The organism is Lentzea albidocapillata subsp. violacea (genome assembly GCF_900100275.1).
In the GTDB taxonomy this organism is placed as follows: domain Bacteria; phylum Actinomycetota; class Actinomycetes; order Mycobacteriales; family Pseudonocardiaceae; genus Lentzea; species Lentzea violacea.
The window spans coordinates 1-16,582 of record NZ_FNET01000038.1 but is presented as its reverse complement, the minus strand read 5'-3'; the positions used below and the strand labels follow the sequence as shown (position 1 = coordinate 16,582).

Below are 16,582 nucleotides of genomic sequence, written 5' to 3'. Positions count from 1 at the left end.
CCGCAGAGTCACTATTTCAGGTAGTAGGTGTCACAGCGGCGGCCAGCCGAGCCGGGCGTAGACGGCGAGCATGTCGCTCATCAACCGCGTCCAGTCGCCGGTCATCACCGCGATGCCCATGCCGACGAGCAGGGCGCCGCCGGTGATCTCGATGCGCCGGGAGTGCCGGCGCAGCCAGCCGAGCCGGTCGTCGCCCCGGCCGAACCCGAGGGCCAGCAGGAGGAACGGCAGGCCGAGGCCGGCCGAGTAGGCGAGCAGCATCACCGCACCGCGCGACACGGTGGCCGTCGTGGCGGCCGTGGTGAGGATCGAGGCCAGCACCGGCCCGACGCACGGTGTCCAGCCGAAGGCGAAGGCGGCGCCCAGCGGGAATGCACCGGCTGGTCCGCGGCCGATCCGGGTGGGGTCGAACCGCGCCTGGCGTGCCAGCAGAGGAATCCGCACGAGACCGGTGACGGTCAGTCCCATGAGGACGATCACGGCGCCACCCACGATGTTGATCGCTCGCAGGTTCTGCGCGAGCGCCAGTCCGAGTGCCGAGGCGGTCGTGCCGAGTGCGACGAACACCGTGGAAAAGCCGAGTATGAACAGCAGTGCCGCATGTACCGTGCGGGCGCGCGATCTCGCCTCCTCGTCGTGGGACAGCCCGGAGATGTAGGAGATGTAACCTGGCAGCAACGGCAGCGTGCACGGCGAGGTGAACGAGACCACACCGGCCACAAGTGCCAGTGAGGTCAGTGCGAAGAGTTCCAGCGTGACCTCCTCCCGGATGCGGGCCGTCCCGGCCGTGCGGCTAACCTACGATGCATCTTAGTAGACGCGTCCATGGCAGGTCCGCTTCCGTGCATCCTCAGCTTTCCCCGCAGGCCGAACTCACCGGCGTCCACGTCGACGTGCAGCGCACCGCCGTGCTGCGCGGGCTAGACCTCGTTGTGGCCGCGGGCGAGGTGCTCGGCATGGTCGGCGCGAACGGATCGGGCAAGACCACGCTGCTGAAGGTGCTGGCGACCCTGGTCACGCCGGTGGCGGGCACCGTCCGGGTACGTGGTCCCGTCGTACTGCTGGGCCACGCCCCCGCGCTCTGCCCGCAGCTCACCCTGAGGGAGAACCTGCGGTTCGTCGCGGGGCTGGCAGGCCGGGACGCCGCTGTGGCGGACGCTTCGCTGGCGACCGTCGGGCTCGCCGCGGCGGCGGATCGGCGGGCGGACCGCTGTTCGCACGGCATGCGGCGGCGAGCGGATCTTGCGAGGGTGTTCGTCACCGAGCCGTCCTTACTGCTGTTGGACGAGGTGCAGACCGGGCTCGACGTTGCGTCGGCGGGCCTGGTGGATCACGTGCTGGAGGTCGTGCGGCATCGAGGCGGAGCGTCCGTGGTGGTCTCCCACGACCGTGACCAGGTCGCGCGCCTGACGGATCGCGTGGTCGAACTCGTGGCGGGGCGGGTCGGCCCGGCGGTGATCGTATGACCGCGTGGCTTCAGCTCGTCCAGATCACCCGCAAGGACCTCCTCATCGAGGCGCGGTCGGGTGAGGCTCTGCTGGTCACGACGCCGTTCGGTGCGGTGGCACTGCTGTTCGTGCCGCTCGCTGTCGGCACCGACACCCCGTTGCTCAGGGAGATCGGCCCCGGCCTGTACTGGGTGGTGGTCCTGTTGTTCGGCCTGCTCGTCACCCTGCGGCACAGCGCCGTGGACACGCCCGCCCAGATTGCCCTGTTGCGTCTCTGCGGGGTGCACCCGGTCGTGCGGCTCGCCGGTCGGGCGGTGGCGAGCGCCTTGCTGCTGCTCGCCTTCGAGTTGCTGCTCGTACCCGTGACGGTCGCGCTGTACGACCCCGCGCCGCACGGATGGCCGTGGCTGCTCGTCGTGCTGCCGCTCGTCGCGACAGGACTCGGCCTGCTCGGGACCCTGGCCGGCGCACTGGCTCAGGGGCTCGACGGCCGCACCACCCTGGGGCCGGTTCTGGTGCTGCCACTGGCGGTTCCGTTACTGCTCGGAGCTACACAGGCGCCCAGAGCGGCCGCCCTGGGACACGCCCCGTGGCCGTGGTTGCTGCTCATGCTCACGGTTGACCTGATCGCTGTGCTCGCGCTGTTGCTGGGCGCACCACACCTTGAGGAGGTGGCATGACACTGTTCGGTCGCAGGTTGCCGATCGTCGCGGCCGTGCTGCTCGCCGTCGGACTCGCCGCCGGCCTGGCGGCGCCACCCGACCGCATCCAGGGAAACCTGCAGCGGCTGATGTACGTCCACGTGCCCGCCGCCTGGCTGGCCTACCTCGGCTTCGTGATCACGTTCGGCGCGAGTGTCGCGTGGTGGTGGCGGCGGAAGCCTGGTCACGACCGGCTGGCCGCGGCGGCGGCCGAGGTCGGCGTGTTCTTCACCGGTCTCGCGATCGTGCTCGGGTCGGTGTGGGGCAAGCCGGTGTGGGGCGTGTGGTGGACCTGGGACCCGCGGCTGGTCACCACCGCGTTGATGTTCTTCGTCTATCTCGGTTATCTGGCGTTGCGCCGGGCGACTCTCGATCCACAGGTGCGTGCCCGCCGGGCCGCCGTGTTCGGTGTGGTGGCGTTCGTCCAGGTGCCGATCGTGCACATGTCGGTGCTCTGGTGGAGGTCGCTGCACCAGCCGCCGACAGTGCTTCGGCCGGGCGATCCCACCATCGACCACAGCATGCTGGCCGCCCTGCTGATGAACCTGCTGGCGTTCACGGTCGTCTTCACGGTGTTCCTGCGGGCGCGGATGCGCCTGGCCGCGGCACACGACGAGGCGGACGCCACCCCCGGTCCGCTGGCGGGCGACGCCGTCAGCGCACCTCGTCTGGAAGGAGTCACGCGAGATGGGTGAGTGGTCCTGGGTCGTGCTGGGCTTCGTGGTCGCCTACGGGGCGCTCGCGGTGTACGCGATCAGTCTGGTGCGCCGCTCGTGAAACGCTACCGGCTTCTGGTCCTCTCGGTCGCGGGCGTCGTACTGGTGCTCGTGGGCCTGCTCTTCTTCGGCAACCTCAACCGCAACCTCGTCTACTACCTGACCCCGCAGGAGGCGGCGGAGCGCAGGGCGGACTTCCCCGACGGGCGGCGTTTCCAGCTCGGTGGGCTCGTCCGCGAGGGCAGCGTCGATCGGTCCTCCGGCGGGTTGCGGTTCGTCGTGAGCTCGGCTCTGGACGCGACCAGCCCGTCGGTGATCGTGGAGCACACCGGCGCGCCCGCCCAGCTCTTCCAGGCGGGCATCGGTGTTGTCATCGAAGGAACCTGGCAGGGTGACCGGTTCGTGTCCGACACGATGATCGTCAAGCACGACGAGAACTACCGTCCACCCGCGACGGAAGGTGCGGCACCGTGAGCACCGTCCTGCCGGCCGCGGGCTGGAGCGGCGCGATGCTCGGCCTTGCCGCTTCCATCGTGTTGGCGTTGCTGGGTTTCCGCGCCCAGCGCAACCCTGGCCGCGTACGTCACGCTCGTCTGCGGGTGACCGCGTGGTGCATGTTCGGCGGCGGCGTGCTGTCGATGAGCGCCCTCGTCGGAGCCCTGCTCACGGACAACTTCGCGATGTCCTATGTGGCCGAAGTGCATTCCCGGTCGACGCCGTTGTTCTTCACCATCACCAGCGCGTGGGCGTCGTTGGGCGGCAGCCTGGTGCTCTGGACGCTCGTGCTGGCCGGCTACACCGCCGTCGTGGCACGGCAGGTGCGCTCGGTCGAGGACAGGCTGGGCACCGGGGCGTTGGGTGTCATGGGCGTGGTCGGGACCTTCTTCTTCGGTCTCGTCACCACGGTGGCCAACCCGTTCACCATCATGGCCAACCCACCTGCCGACGGGCCGGGCGCGAACCCGTTGCTGCGCGACCACATCATGGTCGCGTTCCACCCGCCGATGCTCTACCTCGGGTTCGTCGGGTTCACCGTGCCGTTCGCCTTCGCGATGTCGGCGTTGCTGCTGCGGCGGGGAGGCGTCGACTGGTTGCGCCGCAGCCGCCGCGCGGGCCTCGTCGCGTGGAGCTTTCTGACCGGTGGGCTGGTGCTCGGCGCGTGGTGGTCGTACGAGGTGCTCGGCTGGGGTGGCTACTGGGCGTGGGATCCGGTGGAGAACGCCGCGCTGATCCCGTGGCTGGTCGCCACCGCGTTCCTGCACTCGGCCGTGGTGCAGGTGAAGCGCGGGATGCTGCAGTCGTGGAACTTCGTGCTGGTGCTGGCGACGTTTGCGCTGACGATCCTTGGCACGTTCCTGACCCGCTCGTCCGTCGTCGTGTCCGTGCACAGCTTCTCGCAGTCCGCGGTCGGCCCTGCGCTGCTCGGGTTCTTCGTGCTCGTGCTCGGTGGCGGATTCACACTCTTCGCCCTGCGTGGCGAGCGGATGGCGTCGCAGTCGCGCCCGGAACGCCTTGCCAGCCGTGAGGGTGTCTTTCTGGTCAACAACCTGCTGCTGACGGTGTTCGCCTTCGTCGTGCTCACCGGCACCGTCTATCCCGTGCTGGTGGAAGCGGTGACCGGGGCACAGGTGTCGGTGGGCAGGCCCTTCTTCGACCGGATGGCCGTGCCCCTGTCGCTCGGGCTGCTGCTGGCGATGGGAATCGGTCCGTTCACGCCCTATCGGCACGCCACGCTCGGCGTGATGTGGACGCGGCTGCGCGTCCCGCTGCTCACGGCGAGTTCCGCCGCCGCGGCGATGGTGCTGGCAGGAGTGCGCGATCCCGGCGTCGTCCTGGTGATGTTCCTGGTGACCGGCAGTGTCGCGGCGACGGTCCGGCAGTTGGTCGTCACGGTGCCGCAGCCGCGCCCTGCCGCGGTGTGGCGACTGCTGCGATCCCAGCGGGCCTACTGGGGTGGCCAGCTCGCGCACTTGGGCGTCGCCGTGGTGGCACTGGCGATCGTCTCCTCCAGCGCGTTCGCGCAGCGCGCCACGGTGACCCTCGATCGAGGAGCGTCGGCCGAGTTCGCCGGGTACTCCCTGACGTTCGAGAAGACTGAGCGCCACGAGCTCTCCGACCGGACCAGCACCGACGCCCACATCGTGCTCAGGCAGGGAGACCGGGTGGTCCGCGTCGCTGAGCCGCGGCTCAACGCCTTCGCCGGACGGCCGCAGGCGGTGGGACAGCCGTCGGTCTGGCCCGGCGCCGCGCAGGACGTCTACGTGGCGCTCGGTGCGCTGGAGGACGACCGGGTGGTGCTCAACCTGTACCGGTACCCGCTGATGTCGTGGCTGTGGGCCGGTGGCGCGCTCGTCGCGGCAGGCGGGTTCTGGGCGGTCAGCGGACGGCCGCGCCGCAAGACAGAGGAGGCTGCGGCGGAGGTGGTCGCACGTGCGTAGGCCGTCGATCCGGTGGGGCAGCGGGCTGCTGCTCGTCGTACTGCTCGCCGTCGCGGTGATCGGAGTGGCCGTCGGGGGCGGGCGTGCGACCGATCGCGCCTACGAGCTGGAACAGCGGCTGCGGTGCCCGGTGTGCAAGAGCGTGTCCATCGCGGACTCGCCCTCGGACACCGCACAGGCCATGCGCCAGGTGGTCCGCGACCAGATCGCCGCGGGCCGGACCGACGACCAGATCATCGACCACTTCCGGGCCCGCTACGGCGGCTGGGTGCTGCTGGACCCGCCGATGTCCGGCAGCACGCTCGCGCTCTGGATCGTGTCCCTCGTGGTGGTCGCGTCGGGCACGACGTGGTTCGTGCTCCGCTGGACGCGGCGGCCGGAGCCGCGGGAACCGTCCACTGAGGATCGGGAGATGGTCGCCGCCGCGCTGGAGGAGATCCGGATGCGCGACCCGATCGAGGAACAGCCGTGACCGAGGACGTGGAACGCATCGAAGGGCGACGTGACCAGGCGTTGCGCGACATCGTCGACCTTGAGCGCCAGGTCGACGCCGGCGAGATTCCGCCCGCCGTGGCACAACGGCTCCGTGACGAGTACGAGGCGGTCGCCGCCGCGGCCATCCGGCAGCTCGAATCGCCTGCGACCCGCCGGGCTCGGCCACGAGGACGGCGTGGTCCCGTCGTCGCCTACGTCGTCGCGGCGGTGGTCGCGTTGTTCGCCGTCGTGGTGCTGCTGCCGGGTCAGCTCGGCGATCGGCCCGCCGGTGGCGCGGTGAGCGGCAACGAGGTGCTCCAGCAGCCGTCACGGGACCTGTCGGCGGTGACCGACGAGGAGATGGAACAGGTGATCGCGGCGAACCCCGGCGTGGCAGGCATGCGTCTTGCGTTGGTGCGCAGGTACGTCGGCGCCGGTGCGTACGACAAGGCCGCGGCACACCTGGAGATCCTGCTCCAGCGGCAACCTGACGATCGGGACCGCGCGAGCGCAATGTCCGTTGTGGACGATGTATTGCGGCGCGAGGCGATACCTGCCGCCGTACGTGACCGGTTCACCGCGCTCAAGGAAGCGCGATGAGCGCACCGACATCCGGCTGGCGCAAGGTCCGGTGGGCTGCCCTGGCCGTGGTAGTCGTCACGGTGGCCGTCGGTGCCGTCTTCGGCAGCCGCCTGGGGAAGGACCCGGCACTGGTCGACTCGCCGCTGATCGGGCAGCCGGTGCCGGCGGTCGTGTCGCCGAACCTGGAAGGCGGCGGCTCGACGTCGCTCGCCGACCTACGCGGCAATGTCGTCGTGGTGAACTTCTGGGCCTCGTGGTGCGTGCCGTGCCGCGAGGAGCATCCCGTCCTGGTCGCTGCGGCCGAGGCGTACCGGGACTCCGGGGTGGTGTTCGTGGGCGTGAACTACCAGGACAAGCCCGATGCCGCGACGGCGTTCCTCGACGAGCTGGGACGCGGACCCGCCGGTGCCTACCGGTACGTGCGTGACGCCGGATCGGCGCTGGCCCTGGAGTTCGGCGTGTTCGGGGTGCCCGAGACGTTCCTGGTCGGTCGTGACGGCACGATCGCGGCGAAGATCACCGGTCCGACCGACGCCGCCCTGCTGAAGACAGCCCTGGACGCGATGCTCGACGGCCGCAGGCCCGACTCGCGAACCGAGGGAACCGTGCAACCCGCTCCGGGAGGGTGAGATGAGGTGGCTGATTCTCGTCGTGGTGCTCGTGGTGGCCACCGCTGTGGCACTGTGGCCCCGCGACGACGCGACCGAGGTCCGGCCGAGCCGGTCGGCTCCGGCACAGGACGACGCGGCACTGGCCGAGGCGCGTCAGCGGGCCGCACTCGAACCCTGCCCGCAGCCCGGTCCGGGGCCGGCGTCCGGCCCGCTCGCCGGTGTCACGGTGGAGTGCCTGGGCGCTCCGGGCACGGTGGAGCTGGGTCGCGCACTGGCCGGGCGGACCGTGCTGCTGAACCTGTGGGCGTCCTGGTGCCAGCCGTGCCGGGAGGAGATGCCGGTGCTGCAGGATTACGCCCGGCAGCCCGGCGCCGTCCCGGTCGTCGGCGTCAACGTCCAGGACCTGCCGTCCGAAGCCCTCGGCGCGGTCATCGCGCTCGGCGTCCGGTACCCGAGCGTGGTGGACACCAGCGAAGCCGTCCAGAAGGCGTTGACCGTCCCGCGCCTGCTGCCCGTCTCCTACGTCGTCCGGCCGGACGGGACGGTGCGGCAGGTCACCGCCCCGCTGGTGTTCCGCACCCCGGATCAGGTCCGGGCAGCGGTGGAGGAGTTCGGTGCCGCGGGCTCGCCCTGACCGCGCCTGCGGGCGACCAGAAGGAAGGCCAGCGCGGCGACGAAGAGGATGACCGACGTCCACACGTTGAGCCGCAGGCCGAGGATGTGGTTCGCCTGGTCGACCCGCATCATCTCGATCCACCCTCGCCCGGCCGTGTACAGCACGACGTAGAGGGCGAACAGCCGCCCGTTCCGCAGCGCGAACCGCTTGCCCGCCCAGAGCAGGACCAGCGCGGCACCCACGTTCCACAACGACTCGTAGAGGAACGTCGGGTGGTACAACCCGATGTCGGGTGTGGCGGCCGGACGGTGGGCTGGGTCGATCTCCAGCGCCCACGGCAGCGTGGTCGGTCCGCCGTAGAGCTCCTGGTTGAAGTAGTTGCCCCACCGTCCGATCGCCTGCGCCAGCACCAGTCCCGGTGCGACCGCGTCGGCGAAGTCGGTGAGCCGGACGCCGTTGCGCCGGCAGCCGATCCACGCGCCGACGGCTCCCAGCGCGACCGCGCCCCAGATGCCGAGACCACCCTCCCAGAGGTACAGCGCGCGGATCGGCTCGCGGCCGGGCGCGAAGTAGAGCTCGGGACTCGTCGCGACGTGGTAGACGCGGCCGCCGAGGATGCCGAACGGCACCGCCCACGTCGCGATGTCGGCCACGACGTCCGGATCACCACCCGCCGCCCGAATCCGGCGGCGCGTGAGCAGGATCGCGACGATGATGCCTGCGATGATGCAGAGCGCGTAGGCCCGGAGCGGCACCGGGCCCAGGTACCACACGGACGTCGCCGGACTGGGCAATGCGGCCAGGTTCATGAGCTCTCCCGAGGCTTGTCTACTATGTCGAATAGTAGACGCGTTCGAAGCCCCTGGAGTGCGACAGGATGACGGTCACAGCAAAGCCGGTTCCCGTGCCGGTCACCCGCGGGCCCAGGCTGGCCAAGGGCTCCTTCCTGCTGCGGATGTTCCGCACCACCGACCACAAGCAGATCGGTGTTCTCTACCTGATCACCTCGTTCGCCTTCTTCATGGCGGGCGGCGTGATGGCGCTGCTGATCCGGTCCGAGCTGGCGAAGCCCGGCATGCAGTTCCTGTCCAACGAGCAGTACAACCAGCTGTTCACCATGCACGGCACGATCATGCTGCTGCTCTACGCGACGCCGATCCTGTTCGGCTTCGCGAACTTCGTGCTCCCGCTGCAGATCGGCTCGCCGGACGTGGCGTTCCCCCGCTTGAACGCCCTCTCGTACTGGCTGTACCTGTTCGGCGGCATCATCGTCGTGTCAGGCTTCATCACCCCCGGTGGAGCGGCCGACTTCGGCTGGTTCGCGTACACCCCGCTGTCGAACGCCATCCACTCGCCCGGTGTCGGTGCCGATCTGTGGATCTCTGGTCTGCTGATCAGCGGGCTCGGCACGATCCTGGGGGCGGTGAACATGATCACCACGGTGGTCTGTCTGCGCGCGCCCGGCATGACGATGTTCCGGATGCCGATCTTCACCTGGAACATCCTGGTGACGAGCGTGCTGATCCTGATCGCGTTCCCGATCCTCACCGCCGCCCTGTTCGGGCTGCTGGCGGACCGCCACCTCGGTGCCCACGTGTTCGACCCCGCCAACGGCGGCGTGATCCTGTGGCAGCACCTCTTCTGGTTCTTCGGCCACCCCGAGGTCTACATCGTCGCGCTGCCGTTCTTCGGCATCGTGTCGGAGATCTTCCCGGTGTTCAGCCGCAAGCCGATCTTCGGCTACAAAGGACTGATCTTCGCGACGCTGGGTATCGCGGCGCTGTCCGTGGCCGTGTGGGCGCACCACATGTACGCGACCGGCGCCGTGCTGCTGCCGTTCTTCGCGTTCATGACGTTCCTCATCGCGGTCCCGACGGGCATCAAGTTCTTCAACTGGATCGGCACGATGTGGAAGGGGCAGCTCACCTTCGAGTCGCCGATGCTGTTCTCGGTCGGGTTCCTGGTGACCTTCCTCTTCGGTGGGCTCTCTGGAGTTCTGCTGGCCTCGCCGCCGATCGACTTCAACCTCTCCGACACGTACTTCGTCGTCGCGCACTTCCACTACGTGTTGTTCGGCACGATCGTGTTCGCCACCTACGCGGGTATCTACTTCTGGTTCCCCAAGATCACCGGCCGGATGCTCGACGAGAAACTCGCGAAGCTCCACTTCTGGACGACGTTCATCGGTTTCCACGCGACCTTCCTGGTCCAGCACTGGCTGGGAAACCAGGGCATGCCGCGCCGGTACGCGGACTACCTGGCGTCGGACGGCTTCACGACGCTGAACGTGATCTCCACGATCGGTGCCTACGTACTGGGTGCCTCGACGCTGCCGTTCCTCTGGAACGTCCTGAAGTCCTACCGCTACGGCGAGTTCGTGACGGTGGACGACCCGTGGGGCTTCGGCAACTCGCTGGAGTGGGCGACGTCCTGCCCGCCACCGCGGCACAACTTCACCGAGCTGCCCAAGATCCGTTCGGAGCGCCCGGCGTTCGAGCTGCACTACCCGCACATGATCGAACGCATCAGGCTGGAGGCGCACGTCGGCGGCGGTTCCCGGCACGATGGCCCCGCGGCGCCCTCGGAGAAGCTGGCCGAGGCGGTCGACTCCGAGGACGGCCGCAGCGGCGGCTGACGTCGTGGGTAGCATCCCGGCGACCTTGCGACCTGGAGAGTGTGTTGACCGACTCGAAGCTGACGGTATGTCGTGGTTGCTGCTGCGGTACCGCGGAGAAGCACCCTGCTTTCGACCACGAACGCCAGCTGCGTGCGTTCCGTGAGGCCGTCGGAGAGGGGAACGTCCGCGTCGCCGACTGCCTCGACTCGTGCGACTACTCCAACGTGGTGGTCGTGCGACCCACGCCGGCGGCACGCGCGCAGGGAGCCCGTCCTGCCTGGTTCGGTGGCGTGCTCACCGAGGAGGCGACCCAGGACATCCTCGCGTGGGTCGCCTCGGGTGGGCCCGGCCAGGCGGAGATGCCGGACCGGCTCGCAGAGCGGGTGATCGACCGGAAGACGCTGCCGGCGGTCGATGACGCCGACTAGTAGTGCTTTGTCAGATCGTCGAGAACCCGCAACGTCAATTTCCGACGGTTCGTTGGCGTGCGACGAGTTGGTTGTAGAAAACTGCCGATGCAAGCGTTTGCTGATCACGCCAGCTACTACCATCTGCGCTGGTCACAGGCGCGGAAGCGCGATCTTTATGATCGAACAGTCAGCGTTGCCCAGCGGCGTGCTGGACGCCTTGGGGATCTCTCCCACGCCCTTTCCCGCTCAATCTACTGTCTGAGATAGTAGATTGAGCGGGTGTGGATCGACGGCGAAACGGACACGAGCCGGTCACGACCGTGGCGACGGCACACGAGACCGCATGCGGTGCTCGGGCTTCTCCCGGTCAGCTGCTGGGTGGTGAGCCTCGTTCTGGACTTCGCGTCCCGCTCGGCCGCTGACCCGGTGCCAGATGTTCGAGCGGCCACCTCGCTGATCGGATGGGGGCTGTTGGCCGCGGGTGCCGCCGCGGTGGCGGGATTCGTCGACTCGCTGCCGATTCCCGCACGCACCAAGGCGTTCCGCATGGCGCTGGTCCACTTCGGACTGATGACCGCAGCCTCCATCACCTTTCTCACGAGCTATGTGCTGAGGAAGGCTGAGCCTCTCGACCAGCCCGTCGGCGTGCAGGCGCTCGCGGTGTCGTTGATCGGCGCGGTGTTCCTCCTGGCGGGCGTGGTCAGCGGAGCGCTGCTGGCTCATCGGCGCGTCTGAGCCGCCGACCCGCGACCGCCGCGCCCAGTCCCGCTACCACGAGCAGGACGGCGAACAGCTCGAGCCACGGTGAGAGCCACACCGACGTGGTCGTGCGCAGGTTCACCCGCTCGACCAGGACCTGCTGCGTCCACGGTTCCGTCATGGCCGCGATCGACCCGTCCGGGCGCACCACCGCACTGATACCGGTCGTGGAAGCGACTACCGCGGGCCGGTTGTGCTCCACCGCGCGAACGCGGGCCATGTCGAGCTGTTGCAACGTCTCGCCACGTTGACCGTCCAACATGTACGTCGCGTTGTTGGTCTGCACGACCAGCAACGCCGCACCGGCTACTACCGAGGAGCGTACGAGGCCGTCGTACGCGACCTCGTAACAGATGACATCCCCGATCCGCGTGCCGCCCGCGTCCAGCGTGCCGTCACCACTTCCGGGGCTGAAGTCGCGCGGGATGTACTGCAGCTGCTGTACCCACCGGAACAGGGACCTGCCGGGCACGTACTCGCCGAACGGCACGAGCTGACGCTTGGCGTACTCCGCCACCGCGCCGCGGTCGGGCAGCCACAGCTGCCCCACGTTGAACATGCGTCCGTCCTGGCGCACGATCGCGCCGATCAGCACCGGCCGGTCGATGGCCTGCACGGCCGAGCGAATCGTCTCGGCGATGACGGGGTTGCCCCGAGGGTCGGTGTCGGTCGAGTTCTCCGGCCACACGACGAGGTCTGGCGCCGGGACCCGGCCTGCGCGTACGTCCTCGGCGAGCTTCAGGGTCGCCTCGGCGTGGTTCTGCGTGACCTGGCGCACGCGCACCTGCTCGGCGAGGGTCCGGCCGCGCGGCACGTTGCCCTGCACGACCGCGATGGTGAGATCGCGGTCCGACGAGGACGGGGCGGGAAGTAAACCTCCCCCCATCCACACCAGGCCCGTGCCCAGCACGACGACCAGTGCGGTCCGGCGGCGCGCACCGGACAGGAGCGTCCAGGCGAGTGCTGATCCGGTCAGTGCGGCGAGCAGGCTCAGCAGGGGCACGCCGCCGACGCTCGCCCACTGCAGCGAGGGGGCGTCAGCCTGGCTGAACCCGAGCCTGCCCCACGGGAAACCGCCGAGCGGGAACCGGCCGCGCAGCGCCTCGATGGCAACCCAGCTCGCGGCAACCGCCACAGGCCACCACCGCAGCCCCAGCAAAGCGCGGATCACTACCCCGTGCACGCCGATGAAAAGCGCCTGCACGACCGTCAGGCCGATCCAGGGCAGCAGGCCCAGGTTGCTCAGCCACCACAACAGGGGGCCGAAGAACGCCAGTCCGAACAGGGTGCCGAGTGCGAAGGCCGTACGCGGCCTGCGGCCGACCACAGCCAGCACCAGCAACGCCGGTCCCAGTGCGGCGAGTGGCCACAACCCGGCAGGCGGAAACGCCAGTGTGAGCGCTCCGCCTCCTGCTGCGGCGAGTGCGGGGCTCCGCCATGATCGTCGGACTGCGGTTCTGGTCAACACCGATGGCCACCTCGTTTCTACTATGGATCTTAGTAGAAGATGGTCGCTTGGTGTGGAATCGGCCGAATGGGCGAACGGGCGTACTATCGGAAGTGGTAATTCCGGCCTCGGCAGGTCTACTACCTTCTTTAGTAGGTACGGCGCGGGCTGTCAGCGGGGTTAGGTTCCTGCCGCCGCCCGCAACCTCACGGGCGCATCCCTGCACCATGAGGAGTCCCTGCTATGCGCAGATGGCTGCTTTCCGTTGCCGCACTGGTTGCCGTCACCATGGTCACGACCGCGATCCCAGCCGGTGCGAGCAACAGCTGGAACAACTACCACTGGAACCGTGCAACGTCCTCGACCGTGTTGAGGCTGGCGATTCTCGACAGCGTCACGTCCACGTGGGACGCGAGCCTCAGCCAGGCCAACGCCGACTGGAACCGCTCGCCGGTCTTCGAGAACACCGTCACCGCAAGCGACACGAGCACCACGACGCGGCGGAGTTGTCCCGCCTAGACCGGCCGGGTCAGGGCGTGCAACTACACCTACGGCCAGACCGGGTGGCGAGGGCTCGCCCAGATCAACCTGGCCGGCGGGCACATCGCCTGGGGTACCACCAAGGTCAACGACTCGTACTCGTGGACCAGCGCCGCGCGGCGGCACGTGATGTGCCAGGAGATCGGGCACGACTACGGCCTCGACCACCAGTTCACCAACTCCGGCTCCTGCATGGACTACGCGGGAATCGACAACCCGGCCTACGTTTCGCCCAACACGCACGACTACAACCAGCTCGCCTCGATGTACAACCACGGTCACGGAACGGCAGCCGCGGCTTCCGGTCCCTCCACGACCGCGATCGTGACCGGTGACACGGTGACGTCCGTGCTCTGGACGGACTGATCCTCCAACCGATGCCGGTCGGCGACGGACCCGCATCCTCCGCCGACCGGCATCACCAGCTCAGAGGTGATCATGGCTATGCGCATCGTCATGCCCGTTGTCGTGTGCGCCTTGGTGGTTGGCGCCTGCGGATCGCCTCAACCCGGTAGCCCGCAGGCCTCCACCGCCGCAACGACTTCAGGCAGTGCTACCGAGACCGTGCCGTCCCATTCGCCGGGCGCGCAGAAAGGTCCGGTCGGCACCCTCGACGTCGTTGTCGAGGAGCCGGCTGAGCGAGCGAACTCGGCGGTGCGGTTCCTGCGAGTGGAAAACGCGGACGGCAAGTCGGTTGTGGAGCGGTCGTTCCGCACTGTCCCGGCGGAACTGTCCGAGTACCTGCCCAAGGGGCGCTACCGGGTCGTCTCGTGGATTCGGGACTGCGGTGGCGACTGCCGGAGCAAGGAGGACAAGGACTTGGACGCCCCGACGCGAATCTGCGGTATCCGCGTCGACATCCGCGAGGAAGCCGTCGCGGCGGTCACCGTCGACGCGCCCGCGGAGTCCGACTGCGCGATGACTGCCGGGGGTTGACCGAAGTCGTCCTAGCGAGCCAGGAAGTCGGCGATGCGGTTCGTCCAGGTCTGCACGTCGACGACGGTTGTCGACACGTGCAGGGTTGACTCGGGCAGCAACTCGTGAAGCCGTTCCGCCGTCGACACCGGGTGCAACGGGTCGGTGTCCCACGTGAGGATCAGCGCCGGATGAGGCAGCGCCGCGATCTTTTCGGGCGCCGGCAGGTCCGACTCACCGATGCCGCGCAGGATCGGGGCGAGCAGCTCGTCCGGGATGTCCGGGGTCAGGTCGAAGGCCGGGTAGTCGGCGAAGATCGGCAGAGGTTCCTTCTGCGCCCACTCCTGCCGCCAGTGCACGGCGCCGCGTGACTCGATCACCTCGGCGTTGTTGGTGTACCACTGCCTCGTCTTGTTGGAACCTTCTTCCCACGCCGCCGGCGGGATGATCAGCACGAGGCGGCGGAAGCGGCTGGGCTGAGCGATGGCGGCGCGCAACGCGACGTCGCAGCCCAGTGAGGAGCCCATGAAGTCGATCGGCTCGTCGAGGTCCAGCTCGTCGAGGAGGGCGAGCAGGTCGAGGGTGAAGTTCTCGAAGCGGTAGTCGTCGGCGATCGGGCGGCCCGTCGAGTGTCCGTGGCCGCGCTGGTCGTAGGTCAGTAGCCGGTGATCCGCCGCGAGGGCGTCGAAGTCGAGAAGATGGAGTCGCCGGACCGCCGCGCGACTCAGGAAGACACCGTGGGCGTAGCCGAGAAGTGGTCCAGATCCGGTCAGCTCGTAGGCGATCTTCGCGCCCGCCCTGGTGACATGGCTGTCCTGCATCACTGCCCCCTCAGTGTGGAAGTGGTCCGGCTCGCGGGTGTGCGAGCCGGCCCACCGGGTCAGACGGTCTGCTTGTTCGCGCTGCGGAAGCCTCGCAGCCGCAAGCTGTTGCTGACGACGAACACCGAGGAGAACGCCATCGCGGCCCCGGCGATCATCGGGTTGAGCAGGCCGAGCGCGGCCAGTGGCAGGGCGGCCACGTTGTAGGCGAAGGCCCAGAACAGGTTGCCCTTGATGGTGCCGAGGGTGCGGCGCGCCAGCCGGATGGCGTCGACGGCGGCCCGCAGGTCACCCCGGACGAGGGTGAGGTCGCTGGCCTCGATGGCGACATCGGTGCCGGTGCCCATCGCGAGCCCGAGGTCGGCCTGGGCGAGTGCGGCGGCGTCGTTGACGCCGTCGCCGACCATCGCGACCACGCGGCCCTCGGACTGCAGGCGCTTGACCACGTCGACCTTGTCCTTGGGCAGCACCTCGGCGATGACCTCGTCGATCCCGACCTCGGCGGCCACGGCCCTGGCGACGGCTTCGTTGTCGCCGGTCAGCAGCACCGGCCGCAGTCCGAGGCCACGCAGACCCGCGATCGCCTCGGCCGAGGTGGGCTTGACCGTGTCGGCCACGACCAGCACGCCGCGCGCTTCGCCGTCCCAGGCCACCAGTACCGCGGTGCGGCCCTTGTCCTCCGCCTCCTTCTTCGCGGTGACGAGCTCCTCGCTGAGCCGGACGCTCCACTCCTCCAGCAGGCGAGCGCGGCCCACGAGGACGGCGTTCTCGCCGACGATGCCCTGCACGCCCAGGCCTTCCAGGTTCTGGAAGCCCTCCACAGCAGGCAGTTCACCGACACGTTCGGTGGCGCCCGTGGCGATCGCCCTGGCGATCGGGTGCTCGGAGGCGTGCTCCAGCGCACCGGCCAGACGCAGCACCTCCTCCTCGGTCACGCCGTCCGCCGCGTGGACCTCGACCAGGCTCATCTGCCCGGACGTCACCGTGCCGGTCTTGTCCAGCACGACGGTGTCGACGCGCCGGGTGGACTCCAGCACCTCCGGCCCCTTGATCAGGATGCCCAGCTGAGCGCCACGACCCGTGCCGACCAGCAACGCTGTCGGCGTGGCCAGGCCGAGCGCGCACGGGCAAGCGATGATCAGCACGGCGACGGCGGCGGTGAAGGCCGCCGAGGCACCCGTGCCCGCACCGAGCCAGAACGCCAGCGTGCCGGTAGCGAGCGCGATCACGATCGGCACGAACACCGCGGACACCCGGTCGGCCAGGCGCTGGATCTCCGCCTTGCCGCTCTGCGCGTCCTCGACGAGCTTCGCCATCTGCGCGAGCTGCGTGTCCGCACCGATGCGGGTGGCGCGCACGACGAGCCGCCCGCCCGCGTTGACCGTGGCGCCGACGACCGCGTCACCGGTGGTGACCTCGACCGGCACCGACTCGCCGGTGAGCATGCTCGCGTCGATCGCCGAGCTGCCCTCCTCGATCACGCCGTC

The 16,582-nt window shown here is 69.1% G+C and carries 19 protein-coding genes and 1 pseudogene; 15 read left to right on the top strand and 5 right to left on the bottom strand.

What is annotated here, in order from left to right:
- Positions 1-30: 30 nt before the first annotated feature.
- Positions 31-738: a cytochrome c biogenesis CcdA family protein gene (locus BLR21_RS40085; RefSeq protein WP_476737561.1), complete on the bottom strand. Its 708-nt coding sequence runs from the start codon at positions 736-738 to the stop codon at positions 31-33.
- A gap of 104 nt (positions 739-842) precedes the next feature.
- On the opposite strand from BLR21_RS40085, the gene BLR21_RS40080 reads away from it, so the two are divergent.
- The 9 genes from BLR21_RS40080 (at position 843) to BLR21_RS40040 (ending at position 7,604) form a co-directional block, all read left to right on the top strand.
- Positions 843-1,466, top strand: coding sequence for an ABC transporter ATP-binding protein (locus BLR21_RS40080; RefSeq protein ID WP_256335240.1), 624 nt, complete (start codon positions 843-845; stop codon positions 1,464-1,466).
- The gene (locus tag BLR21_RS40075; protein WP_090015236.1) at positions 1,463-2,128 is read left to right on the top strand and encodes a heme exporter protein CcmB; all 666 of its coding nucleotides are present in this window, start codon (positions 1,463-1,465) and stop codon (positions 2,126-2,128) included. The genes BLR21_RS40080 and BLR21_RS40075 overlap by 4 nt, the downstream gene beginning before the upstream one ends.
- Complete coding sequence (ccsA, locus tag BLR21_RS40070; RefSeq protein ID WP_090015234.1) at positions 2,125-2,844, top strand: cytochrome c biogenesis protein CcsA; 720 nt, start codon at positions 2,125-2,127, stop codon at positions 2,842-2,844. Before BLR21_RS40075 ends, ccsA begins: the two co-directional genes overlap by 4 nt.
- A gap of 78 nt (positions 2,845-2,922) precedes the next feature.
- Entirely contained in the window at positions 2,923-3,339 is a 417-nt protein-coding gene (locus BLR21_RS40065) for a cytochrome c maturation protein CcmE (RefSeq protein WP_090015232.1), read from the top strand.
- Positions 3,336-5,303, top strand: a complete 1,968-nt coding sequence (locus tag BLR21_RS40060; protein WP_090015230.1) for a heme lyase CcmF/NrfE family subunit — start codon at positions 3,336-3,338, stop codon at positions 5,301-5,303. Before BLR21_RS40065 ends, BLR21_RS40060 begins: the two co-directional genes overlap by 4 nt.
- Positions 5,296-5,775, top strand: a complete 480-nt coding sequence (locus BLR21_RS40055; RefSeq protein WP_256335239.1) for a cytochrome c-type biogenesis protein — start codon at positions 5,296-5,298, stop codon at positions 5,773-5,775. The genes BLR21_RS40060 and BLR21_RS40055 overlap by 8 nt, the downstream gene beginning before the upstream one ends.
- Positions 5,772-6,377: a tetratricopeptide repeat protein gene (locus tag BLR21_RS40050; RefSeq protein ID WP_090015228.1), complete on the top strand. Its 606-nt coding sequence runs from the start codon at positions 5,772-5,774 to the stop codon at positions 6,375-6,377. The genes BLR21_RS40055 and BLR21_RS40050 overlap by 4 nt, the downstream gene beginning before the upstream one ends.
- The gene (locus tag BLR21_RS40045) at positions 6,374-6,988 is read left to right on the top strand and encodes a TlpA family protein disulfide reductase (RefSeq protein WP_090015226.1); all 615 of its coding nucleotides are present in this window, start codon (positions 6,374-6,376) and stop codon (positions 6,986-6,988) included. Before BLR21_RS40050 ends, BLR21_RS40045 begins: the two co-directional genes overlap by 4 nt.
- Position 6,989: 1 nt before the next feature.
- The gene (locus tag BLR21_RS40040) at positions 6,990-7,604 is read left to right on the top strand and encodes a TlpA family protein disulfide reductase (protein ID WP_090015224.1); all 615 of its coding nucleotides are present in this window, start codon (positions 6,990-6,992) and stop codon (positions 7,602-7,604) included.
- On the opposite strand, the gene lgt is transcribed toward BLR21_RS40040, so the two are convergent.
- Positions 7,556-8,395 (bottom strand): prolipoprotein diacylglyceryl transferase, encoded by an 840-nt coding sequence (gene lgt, locus BLR21_RS40035; protein WP_090015222.1) that lies wholly within the window; start codon positions 8,393-8,395, stop codon positions 7,556-7,558. The two genes, BLR21_RS40040 and lgt, sit on opposite strands and share 49 nt — an antisense overlap.
- Before the next feature lie 68 nt (positions 8,396-8,463).
- Here lgt and ctaD point away from each other — a divergent pair, with 68 nt between their 5' ends.
- The 3 genes from ctaD (at position 8,464) to BLR21_RS40020 (ending at position 11,348) form a co-directional block, all read left to right on the top strand.
- Positions 8,464-10,221: an aa3-type cytochrome oxidase subunit I gene (gene ctaD, locus BLR21_RS40030; RefSeq protein WP_090015220.1), complete on the top strand. Its 1,758-nt coding sequence runs from the start codon at positions 8,464-8,466 to the stop codon at positions 10,219-10,221.
- A 44-nt stretch (positions 10,222-10,265) separates the two neighbouring features.
- On the top strand, positions 10,266-10,631 hold the full coding sequence (locus BLR21_RS40025) for a lysozyme family protein (RefSeq protein ID WP_256335238.1): 366 nt from the start codon (positions 10,266-10,268) through the stop codon (positions 10,629-10,631).
- 363 nt (positions 10,632-10,994) lie between these two features.
- Positions 10,995-11,348: a DUF2231 domain-containing protein gene (locus BLR21_RS40020; protein WP_176930026.1), complete on the top strand. Its 354-nt coding sequence runs from the start codon at positions 10,995-10,997 to the stop codon at positions 11,346-11,348.
- On the opposite strand, the gene lnt is transcribed toward BLR21_RS40020, so the two are convergent.
- Positions 11,314-12,837 (bottom strand): apolipoprotein N-acyltransferase, encoded by a 1,524-nt coding sequence (gene lnt, locus BLR21_RS40015; protein ID WP_176930025.1) that lies wholly within the window; start codon positions 12,835-12,837, stop codon positions 11,314-11,316. The two genes, BLR21_RS40020 and lnt, sit on opposite strands and share 35 nt — an antisense overlap.
- Before the next feature lie 225 nt (positions 12,838-13,062).
- Here lnt and BLR21_RS42145 point away from each other — a divergent pair, with 225 nt between their 5' ends.
- The 3 genes and pseudogenes from BLR21_RS42145 to BLR21_RS40005 all read left to right on the top strand — a co-directional run bounded on the left by BLR21_RS42145 (position 13,063) and on the right by BLR21_RS40005 (position 14,295).
- Positions 13,063-13,338, top strand: coding sequence for a hypothetical protein (locus BLR21_RS42145; RefSeq protein WP_143028121.1), 276 nt, complete (start codon positions 13,063-13,065; stop codon positions 13,336-13,338).
- A 51-nt stretch (positions 13,339-13,389) separates the two neighbouring features.
- Positions 13,390-13,725 (top strand): annotated as a pseudogene (locus BLR21_RS40010) (hypothetical protein); the annotation flags it as partial.
- A 198-nt stretch (positions 13,726-13,923) separates the two neighbouring features.
- Entirely contained in the window at positions 13,924-14,295 is a 372-nt protein-coding gene (locus tag BLR21_RS40005; protein ID WP_090015212.1) for a hypothetical protein, read from the top strand.
- An 11-nt stretch (positions 14,296-14,306) separates the two neighbouring features.
- Here BLR21_RS40005 and BLR21_RS40000 read toward each other — a convergent pair whose 3' ends face one another.
- Positions 14,307-15,095: an alpha/beta fold hydrolase gene (locus tag BLR21_RS40000; RefSeq protein ID WP_090015258.1), complete on the bottom strand. Its 789-nt coding sequence runs from the start codon at positions 15,093-15,095 to the stop codon at positions 14,307-14,309.
- Positions 15,096-15,154: 59 nt separating this feature from the next.
- The coding region (locus BLR21_RS39995; protein ID WP_090015210.1) for a heavy metal translocating P-type ATPase at positions 15,155-16,582 on the bottom strand (1,428 nt) is incomplete at its 5' end.